Origin of the sequence: [Clostridium] symbiosum ATCC 14940 (assembly GCF_000466485.1) — a bacterium.
GTDB classification, from domain to species: Bacteria; Bacillota; Clostridia; order Lachnospirales; family Lachnospiraceae; genus Otoolea; species Otoolea symbiosa.
Window position 1 is genome coordinate 1 of sequence record NZ_KE992822.1, and the last position, 5,115, is coordinate 5,115.

Annotated in this window: 5 protein-coding genes; 4 read left to right on the plus strand and 1 reads right to left on the minus strand. The window is 46.7% G+C overall.

Going from position 1 to position 5,115, the window contains the following annotated elements:
- Positions 1 to 26: 26 nt before the first annotated feature.
- On the minus strand, positions 27 to 1,325 hold the full coding sequence (locus CLOSYM_RS03270; RefSeq protein WP_021640940.1) for a tRNA(Met) cytidine acetate ligase: 1,299 nt from the start codon (positions 1,323 to 1,325) through the stop codon (positions 27 to 29).
- 286 nt (positions 1,326 to 1,611) lie between these two features.
- On the opposite strand from CLOSYM_RS03270, the gene pta reads away from it, so the two are divergent.
- The 4 genes from pta to rpmF all read left to right on the plus strand — a co-directional run bounded on the left by pta (position 1,612) and on the right by rpmF (position 4,854).
- Positions 1,612 to 2,613 (plus strand): phosphate acetyltransferase, encoded by a 1,002-nt coding sequence (pta, locus tag CLOSYM_RS03275; protein WP_003510627.1) that lies wholly within the window; start codon positions 1,612 to 1,614, stop codon positions 2,611 to 2,613.
- 91 nt (positions 2,614 to 2,704) lie between these two features.
- Positions 2,705 to 3,895, plus strand: a complete 1,191-nt coding sequence (locus tag CLOSYM_RS03280; protein ID WP_003510629.1) for an acetate/propionate family kinase — start codon at positions 2,705 to 2,707, stop codon at positions 3,893 to 3,895.
- A gap of 246 nt (positions 3,896 to 4,141) precedes the next feature.
- Positions 4,142 to 4,669: a YceD family protein gene (locus CLOSYM_RS03285; RefSeq protein WP_003499727.1), complete on the plus strand. Its 528-nt coding sequence runs from the start codon at positions 4,142 to 4,144 to the stop codon at positions 4,667 to 4,669.
- A 2-nt stretch (positions 4,670 to 4,671) separates the two neighbouring features.
- Positions 4,672 to 4,854, plus strand: coding sequence for a 50S ribosomal protein L32 (gene rpmF / locus CLOSYM_RS03290; protein ID WP_003499726.1), 183 nt, complete (start codon positions 4,672 to 4,674; stop codon positions 4,852 to 4,854).
- Positions 4,855 to 5,115 lie beyond the last annotated feature (261 nt).

Consider the following 5,115-nt stretch of genomic DNA (forward strand, 5'->3'; position numbering starts at 1 on the left):
ACCTGCTTAACTAAATCTCCATAGTGTTAACTAACTGACATTGGTTCACACGGTTGTAACTCCGGCCCAGTACCGGAAATTATAACGCCCTGCGTATATTCGTTTCGGAAGGTTCCGCCTTTTGTATGCCGGATCATCTGATAAATATGGGCGGAACGGATTTCCTGTTCCAGCATGGACAGCGCGTTTTTGTCCAGTTTCTTACCTGCATCGGCCAGCTTTGTAATGAGCGGAATGCAGGAGGAGTGTTTGAGCCTGCTCAACAGCGGCCCGGAGTCCTTCCTGAAACCGAGAATCCTCGCATAGGGAGCGTAGCCGCTGTCCTTAAAGCGGCAGATATCGGACTCCTGTATATCCAGAATCAGATGTAAAAGCGCCCGGCTGACCCGGGTGTAGGTGAGCTGCCTTGTCTTTAGGGCCCGGATCCATTCTTCAAAGGAGACGGGCAAGGCTGCGCTCTTTCTGATACGGGCATCCAGCTCCGGCGTAAGCTCTGCGATCCGCTCCCAGCCGCCTCCAAGTATGCGGTAGTTCAGCAGGGTGGAAAAGTCGTCGGGAAAAACGGGGATTTCTTCTTTAAAAAGGCGGAAGGCAGGTTCGGGAACCATGGAGCGCAGCGCCGCCGGCATATCCCCGGGGCCATTTGCCGATGCAGGCCCCTTCGCAGATTCAACCAGCGCGCGGATCGCGGATGCGGAGGCCATACCTGTAAAGCACTCCGCCTTCTCCGGCAGCAGCGCGGTGTCATGGTATGCCTGTCCTTCCCTCTGTATTGTGTAAAAATCCAGTGGGCTGTGAAACATCATTCCGGCTTTGATATATTCAATGCCGAGGGTATTATTCGGCGAATTCAGGATTTCCTGTTCCTCTTCATCCAAAAAGGACAGAAGGGCCCGGTGCCTTGCCTCGGGAAATGTCATTCCATTCTTCAGGTAAGTTCTCAGAGCCTCTTTGAATTGTACAGGTTCATCCGAAAGCAATCCGGCAATCTTGGTGAGAGCTGCGATATCGCCGCATTCACTTCCAAAGCAGACGGAGTCAATACCGAGGGCAGAGAACAGAGCGATGCTGTAGGAGGCAAATTCCATCGCGGATGCGGTGGAAAAGGACACCGGCATCTCGACGACGAGATCGGCTCCGGCTGAGAGAGCTGCGGCAGTCCGCACATACTTATCGTAAATGGCCGGGGCGCCTCTCTGGACATAGCTGCCGCTCATGAGCGCGATACAGTAATCAGAGCCTGTCACTTCTTTGGATTTTCTGATGTGGTACAGGTGACCGTTATGAAAGGGGTTATATTCTGTGATGAGTCCGGTAATTTTCATATTATTTCCTGCTTTTTTGAGTTTTCCTGATGGATCGTGTAACCATTTTTTACAATCGCAATGTGTTAAGATTGCGCAAAGGCTTATAGCCGCTCTTTGTTTTGGTTACAATTATATAGGAGGAAGTAAATTCCGTAAAGGGTAATGTTCGGTTAAAAAAGAAACAAGCCTGTTAAAAAAATAATTAACCCGAAAATGGAAATTATCTCTTGTATACAATAAACAAGTGGTATATAATGTTAGCAGAATAAAGAACACATACACTTATGAAAGGGGTTTTTTAACCATGGCATTTATTGATTTAATGAAAGAAAAAGCAAGACAGGACAAACAGACCATCGTTTTACCGGAAAGTAAAGACAAGAGAACTCTGATTGCCGCTGCTCAGATTTTAGAGGAGGGCACAGCAGACCTGATCATGATTGGTAAAGAGGAAAAGATCCTGGATGGTGCCGGTTGGTTGGAAGTTGATCTGACAGGAATCAAGGTAGTAGACCCGGATCTGGATCCAAACTTTGCTCATTATGCGGAAACCTTATTTGAACTGAGAAAACATAAAGGAATGACTCTTGAAAAGGCAGAGGAAATTCTGAGAGAAGATTACATTACCTACGGCGTTATGATGGTTAAGGAGAAGATTGCAGACGGTCTGGTAGCCGGAGCATGCCATGCTACGGCGGATACATTAAGACCTGCTCTTCAGATTTTAAAGACAGCACCAGGCACGGAGCTTGTTTCCGGTTTCTTTATCATGGATGTTCCGGACTGTGAATTCGGCAATAACGGTACATTCTTGTTTGCAGACTGCGGACTCAACCAGGATCCGACAGCGGAAGAGCTGGCTGCCATCGCTGACTCCAGCGCCAAGAGCTACCGCGCTCTGGTGGGAGAGAAGCCGGTTATCGCCATGCTTTCCCACTCCACAAAGGGAAGCGCACATCATACTCTGGTTGATAAGGTTGTCAAGGCCACCGAAATTGCCCATGAGAAATATCCACAGCTTGATCTCGACGGTGAATTACAGCTTGATGCCGCTATCGTTCCGGAAGTTGCAAAATCCAAAGCGAAAGACAGCGAAGTTGCAGGTCATGCAAACGTTCTGATTTTCCCGAACCTGGACTGCGGAAATATCGGATACAAGCTGGTGCAGAGACTTGCAAAGGCGGAAGCTTACGGTCCGATGTTACAGGGTATTGCAAGACCGGTTAATGACTTATCCCGTGGCTGCTCTGCAGAGGACATTGTCGGCGTGGTAGCGCTGACAGCCGTACAGGCTCAGATGTCATAATTCAGACCGTCTGGCCACGCCGCATCTTAAATGTTCGATTTTGAGGCGGCAAATAAGTTAAGAGTTTATGGAAAAGTGAGAGGAAGAAAAAATGAATATATTAGTAATCAACTGCGGAAGCTCATCTTTAAAATATCAGTTAATTAATTCCGCATCAGAGGAAGTACTGGCAAAGGGACTTTGTGAGAGAATCGGTATCGACGGTAAGCTTACTTATCAGCCGGAGGGCGGAGAGAAAGAAAAATCCGACGTTTCCATGCCGACTCATACCGAAGCGATTGATGCTGTTATCAAAGCGCTGACCAATGAGAAGACAGGCGTTATCAAGAGCCTTTCCGAAGTTGGCGCAGTCGGACACCGCGTGGTACACGGCGGAGAAAAATTCACCTCCTCCTGCATCATCAACGAAGAGTCAATCAAGGCGATTGAGGAGTGCAATGATCTCGCTCCTCTGCACAATCCGGCCAACTTAATCGGAATCCGTGCCTGCCAGGAGCTGATGCCGGGCGTACCGATGGTAGCCGTATTTGATACCGCTTTCCACCAGACAATGCCGGAGAAAGCATTTATCTATGGCCTTCCATATGAATACTATGAGAATTATAAAGTAAGAAGATACGGTTTCCACGGAACCTCCCACAGCTATGTATCCAAGAGAACGGCAGAGATTATCGGAAAACCATATGACGAAATGAAGATTATCGTCTGCCACTTAGGCAACGGTGCCAGCGTATCGGCGGTTGACTGCGGTAAATCCGTAGATACCAGCATGGGCCTTACTCCTCTTGAGGGTCTTGTTATGGGAACACGTTCCGGGGATATTGATCCGGCGATTCTCGAATATGTGGGAAAGAAAGAGAACAAGAACATTGACCAGCTTATGGAAGTTCTGAATAAGAAATCCGGACTGCTCGGAATCTCCTGCCTGTCAAGCGACGGACGCGATCTGGAGGATGCGGCGGCAGAAGGCAATGCGAAGGCTCAGCTTGCACTTGACATTTTCGACTACAGGGTTATCAAATACGTAGGCGCCTATGCAGCCGTTATGAACGGTGTCGATGCAATCGCATTTACGGCCGGTATCGGTGAGAACAACAAGGAGCTGAGAAAGAACGTATGTGCAAACCTCGGTTACCTCGGTGTTAAAATCGATGATGAGAGGAACAATGTAAGGGGAGAAGAGAGAATTATCTCCACCGATGATTCAAAGGTAAAGGTTCTTCTTGTTCCAACCAACGAAGAGCTTGCAATTGCAAGGGAGACACTTGCGTTAGTAAAATAATGACGGAAAGTCCGCAGAGCGTACTTTTCGCAGCCGGCTGCTGAAAGAAGGACAGGCAGAGCCTCTGGAGTTTTCAAGGCTCTGCCTGAGTCCGGCTTTCGGAGGAGCGGGTAATTAAAAACCTCATTTTAGGGCAAGGCTGTAAACATCAATAATTTGTCGAAAATTTGGAATAATATACAAAATAAGCATTGACAAACATGAAAGCGCTATGTATAATATCATAGTGCGTATTAGGAGATTAGTATGCTGATTAATTTATCTGAACTTTTTACCTGTGAAGGAAAAAGAAAGGTTTATACGGTATCATTTGAACTTGGATCCATTGAATTCGGCGGTGACATCTATAAGATTGTCAAAGCAGAGCCGTTTGAGCTGGAGATAGCCAATATTGGCGGAGGCAAAAAATACACGATGTCGGGAGGACTTTCCGTCACTGTGGAAGCGCCGTGCGCCAGGTGCCTGGAACCGGTAACTTTTGTCTGTGAACTCGTTTTTGACCGGGAGTTGGATCTTGGAAAGAAAGAGGAGCAGGAGGATAGTTTGGATGAAGAGCCGTATTTAAGCGGTTATAGTCTGGATGTAGACCAGTTGGTTTGTAACGAACTGCTACTGAGCTTGCCTATGAGAGTCCTGTGTAGTGAAGACTGCAAAGGGATTTGCAATAGATGTGGAACAAATCTCAATATTGGGACTTGTGCCTGTGACACTAGGTCGCTCGATCCACGGATGTCAGTTATCCAGGAGATTTTTAATCAATTTAAGGAGGTGTAACCATGTCTATATGTCCAAAGAACAAATCTTCCAAAGCAAGAAGAGACAGCCGCAGGGCTAACTGGAAGATGAGCGCTCCAAACTTAGTTAAATGCAGCAAATGTGGCGCATTAATGATGCCTCACAGAGTGTGCAAAGCTTGTGGCTCTTATAACAAGAAAGAAATCGTTAAAGTAGAAGATTAATTTTTAGCTGTGAGCTAAGTTGAAAGATTTAGTAAATCAAGGCCCCTGAGATACATCTCAGGGGCCTTGATTAGTTGTATCACAGAAAAAATAAACCCCCTGCTATGCAGGGGGAGGGAATTTCTTTAGATTAAAGTAACTCCTGTGCTAGAATAAATGTAGGTCTGCAAACCACAAATAAAAAGCACAGGAGATCCAAAATGGACAATAATAGTTTAGCTCATACGAAATGGGAATGCAAGTATCATATAGTTTTTGCAC